This is a genomic window from Paraglaciecola sp. (assembly GCF_030730205.1).
Classification (GTDB): Bacteria; Pseudomonadota; Gammaproteobacteria; order Enterobacterales; family Alteromonadaceae; genus Paraglaciecola.
The window spans coordinates 1-4,092 of the sequence record NZ_JANQVQ010000104.1; the positions used below are offsets into that span (position 1 = coordinate 1).

Genomic DNA, 4,092 nt, shown 5'->3' on the forward strand with positions numbered 1-4,092 from the left:
GCTACGGGTGAACGAACCTGGCCGCACTCTGTGGTTAAAACTGCAGTGGAATTTTGTTAGTGATTTTTGATAAAAGCTGTGGGTGGGGCGACCCACAAGACCGCAAATCCCAGGCAACCTAAAAGCTCATTCAGTTGGAAGGAATAATTATACGCAACCAAATGGTTGCGTATTTTGTTTGTATCTGATTTACTTGCTTCAACCCGACGACCAATGAGCTTAACAACCCGGCTAAAAGGCAACCTGACCATGCAAAATATCCTTAAACGTGAAATTGTTATCAAAGCGACTCAACAACGGATTTATGCCGCAATTGCCACTCCTGAACTGGTGGTGAAGTGGTTTCCAGAGACGCTGGAAGGTGCTTATGAAGTCGGGGAGCAGCCCATTTTTGGTTTTGGCGAGCATGGCCAAAATCAGGTTTATATTGTTGCTGCCAGGCAATATGACTACTTTGCTTATCGCTGGATCCCGGGTTCGAATCATTTTTTAGGGGATGTACTTAGTGTGCCCAATACCCTGGTGGAGTTTCGGATTGAGCCACTAGATGCTGGTTCCTGTAAAGTCACCCTCACCGAATCAGGTTTTGCCCAATTGCCACCTGAGGTGATGGAAGCATCCTTTAAACAAAATTCCGGCGGCTGGGACTTTATGCTTGGCAGGTTAGTCACTTATGTTGAAATTGCTTAAATGATCGAAGCGGAAATATATAAAGCATTAGGCGATCCGGTACGTCTGCAAATGGTGATGCGGCTTGCCAATGGCTCGCCGTGCACTATTAGTCAACTGACACAAGATTTGGGCATCACCCGCCAGGGCGCCAGGAAGCAATTACAGGTGCTGGTGGATGCAAAGATGGTGCAGCTGAGCTCGCAAGGGCGGGAAACCCGGGTCGATTTGGATATTGCCACCTTGCAACAAGCGCACAGGTTTATTGCTGAGTTGGAACGTCGTTGGGATCAACGTCTCGCCGCATTAAAGAGTTTTGTGGAAACTGAATTCGAGCATTAGTCGCGTGGTTTAGCCCCTGTTAGGGAAGGGGCTAAACAGCTGCTGCTTGTTGGAGTTCCTGTAGCATGACATTGATTAAATGCGTGATTTCATCACTTTGTGCAAGTGCTTGCGACGATGTGATTGACCCGAGGATCGGGAAGGTCAGTGAAGCCTTTGCCACTACATGTGCCGACATCACTGTCATAATTTCTGTCAGCGCAGCTTGCGCATGAGTGGCTCTTGGCGAAATATTGAGTAGCGCCACCGGTTTATAGACAAAAGATTCATTCCCCACCATCCAATCCAGCGCGTTTTTCATCACGCCGGTGACTCCATGTGCGTACTCAGGGCTTGCGATGATCACTGCATCGGCATTGATAATTTTCGTTTTTAACGCCAGCACAACAGCTTGTTCGCTTTCGCTGAGATCGGGATTAAATAACGGAAGTTCGCCAAGCCGGCTGAAAATTTCAACCTCGATATCTGGCGGAGAAATTTGCGTTATCCGTTGTAACAACAGGGTATTAAGTGACAACTTTCTTAAACTGCCTGATATTGCAATAATCTTCATCGTCATCCCTATCTTGAACCTCAGATCGCCAAAGGGGAGAGGTTAGGTGGTTAATTGCATTTAATTTACCACCCAAATCATAGCTATCCTCCGACAGCAGCTCTGTGACAAAAGCGGAAGTTGGAATGTGACTCGGCAATCGAACATTACTCGCCAAAGACAGTGCGGTTTTATAAATTTTTTTTACGATTAAAATTTACTGACTGAGTTTTTTAAATATCGTTTCTAACGGTCCAGCTTTAAAGCGATTGAGCCATAAAACGCTGAAGATAATGCTGGTAATACTAAACACCAAGGCAGCGAATAACGAAAAGTTAATGCTTTGATTATAAAGTAATCCTATCGCCTCAAGTGTACCCATACCAACAATCACGTGTGCCACATATAGTGTTAAAGTCAGCTGCCCAGTTTTGCTAATCCATTCGATCACTCTGCTTGTTGGCATTGCACTGCTCAACTTTAGACAAGCCAATACAACAATAACAGCAGAGCTTCCGGCAGATAACATGTACTGAGGTAGTGGTGGTATGATCGAGGTGCTGAGTAGAAAATCAATTTCATCTTTGGTCATTCCAATAGATGTTCCATCCCCAGCCCACATTCTAAGCATATAAAAACCTATCTCCGTCACAATTAAAATACTTAACGCCCAGAGAAGAAGATTTCTTTGTACTTTCGAACTAGTTAAATCTAATCGTCCTAACCAAAGGCCAAAAATCAAAAAGCCGCACCATGGGAATATAGGATGAAACCCATTAAATACGATATGCCTAATCATGCCATCGATAGTCCAAAAACCAGAATAACTCAGGTTAGCCAGGTCCCAGCCGTGTTCATAATCAAAAAATGCCCACAATAAAGGGAAGGCCAGCACAAAACCCATGGCGATTAACAGCAATTTTTTGCTGCTAACGGTAAACAGGAAAGCAGCAAAAAGAAAATAAAAACCGTAGAAGTGAAGAATGTCAGCTTCCCAGATTGGCGTGTAAGCGAAGCCAACGACAATAAGTAATATGGCTCTTTTTATTAAAGACCATCTGACCTTTTGGATGTCCTCGGAGGCGCCGCTCATTCTCGCCTTTTTTGTCAAAAATGCGATCCCTATACCAGCCAATATGACAAAAAGAGCCGAAGCACGCCCTTCAAATAAATGGGCAAAACTGAGTAGCATTTGAGTGCCATTGTCAGCATTCATTGCTAATTTAAAATTTACAATGACCATTCCAAAAAGAGCCAATGCACGGGCAAAATCAAATCCTATTATTCGACTCAAGTTGATATCCTCATAGATTATATTTCAACGTTTCGAAACACTGGTGTATCATATGTCAATGGGCTATTGTGATGCAAGGGTGTCTCAAAAGTGGATGTAAGAGCAATTCGATCGAGACAGGCTATTATTCAAGCCGGTTTAAAACTGTTCATTCAAAATGAAGACTCTACGTTAGTCGACATAGCAAAAGCCGCTGATGTTGGTAGAGCTACTGTATACAGACAGTTTAAAAGTAGAGAAGATCTGCAAGAGAGTATTGGTCTGTATTGTCTAGACCGTTTTGATGACATAAACCAAAATATAGAAGCACAAGCTAGTAATCCGATGGATGCAATTCGATTGGTTTTGCAAAACATTTTACTTCTTTATTCTGAGTTTACATTCTTAAGTAAATTCGAGAGTCTCTTAACGAGTAGTGAAAAACTGCAATCTCGAATGAGAGCTCAAGATGATGAGTTGCGAGATTTAATAAGTCTTAATTTAAAGCAAGGTTTTATTCGTGATACATATTCAGTTGATTGGGTGTTCTTCTTTTTTGAGGGGTTGTTATGGGCCGGCTATCAGGCGATACGTTCAGGTCATTTTGATCCATTACAAGCGGCAGCTTTAGCTTTTCATACTTTTAATCATGGTGTCGCCTACAAAGAAAAGTAATTTATTTGAATTGAATCCAACGACAAAAGTCTATTTGCATTTTACACATGACCGTACTTGTTTAATCATCTTATACTCAAGTTTAACTTAGCTTATGCTTTAAACACACAGCCGACGTAATAACGGTATTACAAGACCGCATTTCGCTCATCGCTTACGTTTAAATAAATGGATGATTGCTGGAACTGGTTGTTACCTGAAAGTGCAACCGGTAAGCAGCTAGTGCGCGTGGTGGTAAATTCGGGTGACGTTTTGAAGTTTGGTGCAATGAGCTAACCAGCAACTAAGCTAGCAAATCATACATAGTTGCGGGTTAGCTCGGATATTCGTCAGCGTGCTCAACACTGGTTTCTTTGATACCCTAGCAAAAAGTGCTGCTGATAAAACAGCTGCTTTTAGTGTCAGTGACATACTTACAAAGTAATCACAGCCAGCATATCGTCACCGTCTTCATCCATACCCGTTTCAACAAAACCAAAACTGCTATAAAAATCTTTGGCCACGGCATTTTTGGGGTTGTAGCAAATTTCTATTTCTTTCACATCGGGTATTTGCTTGATTTCTGTTAAGGCAAGATTTAATGCGATGCGGCCAATCCCTT

The 4,092-nt window shown here is 42.5% G+C and carries 5 protein-coding genes and 1 pseudogene; 3 read left to right on the forward strand and 3 right to left on the reverse strand.

Features of this window, described 5'->3' with window-relative positions:
- The first annotated feature begins 249 nt into the window (after nt 1-249).
- Entirely contained in the window at nt 250-690 is a 441-nt protein-coding gene (locus NWQ57_RS08185; RefSeq protein ID WP_306021656.1) for an SRPBCC family protein, read from the forward strand.
- Nucleotides 691-1,011: a helix-turn-helix transcriptional regulator gene (locus tag NWQ57_RS08190; RefSeq protein ID WP_306021657.1), complete on the forward strand. Its 321-nt coding sequence runs from the start codon at nt 691-693 to the stop codon at nt 1,009-1,011.
- A 31-nt stretch (nt 1,012-1,042) separates the two neighbouring features.
- On the opposite strand, the gene NWQ57_RS08195 is transcribed toward NWQ57_RS08190, so the two are convergent.
- On the reverse strand, nt 1,043-1,564 hold the full coding sequence (locus NWQ57_RS08195) for an NADPH-dependent FMN reductase (protein WP_306021658.1): 522 nt from the start codon (nt 1,562-1,564) through the stop codon (nt 1,043-1,045).
- 196 nt (nt 1,565-1,760) lie between these two features.
- Nucleotides 1,761-2,837: a DUF418 domain-containing protein gene (locus NWQ57_RS08200; protein WP_306021659.1), complete on the reverse strand. Its 1,077-nt coding sequence runs from the start codon at nt 2,835-2,837 to the stop codon at nt 1,761-1,763.
- Nucleotides 2,838-2,927: 90 nt separating this feature from the next.
- Between NWQ57_RS08200 and NWQ57_RS08205 the strand changes: the two genes are divergently transcribed.
- Nucleotides 2,928-3,491, forward strand: coding sequence for a TetR/AcrR family transcriptional regulator (locus tag NWQ57_RS08205; protein ID WP_306021660.1), 564 nt, complete (start codon nt 2,928-2,930; stop codon nt 3,489-3,491).
- A 413-nt stretch (nt 3,492-3,904) separates the two neighbouring features.
- On the opposite strand, the pseudogene NWQ57_RS08210 reads toward NWQ57_RS08205, so the two are convergent.
- Nucleotides 3,905-4,092 (reverse strand): annotated as a pseudogene (locus tag NWQ57_RS08210) (GNAT family N-acetyltransferase); the annotation flags it as partial.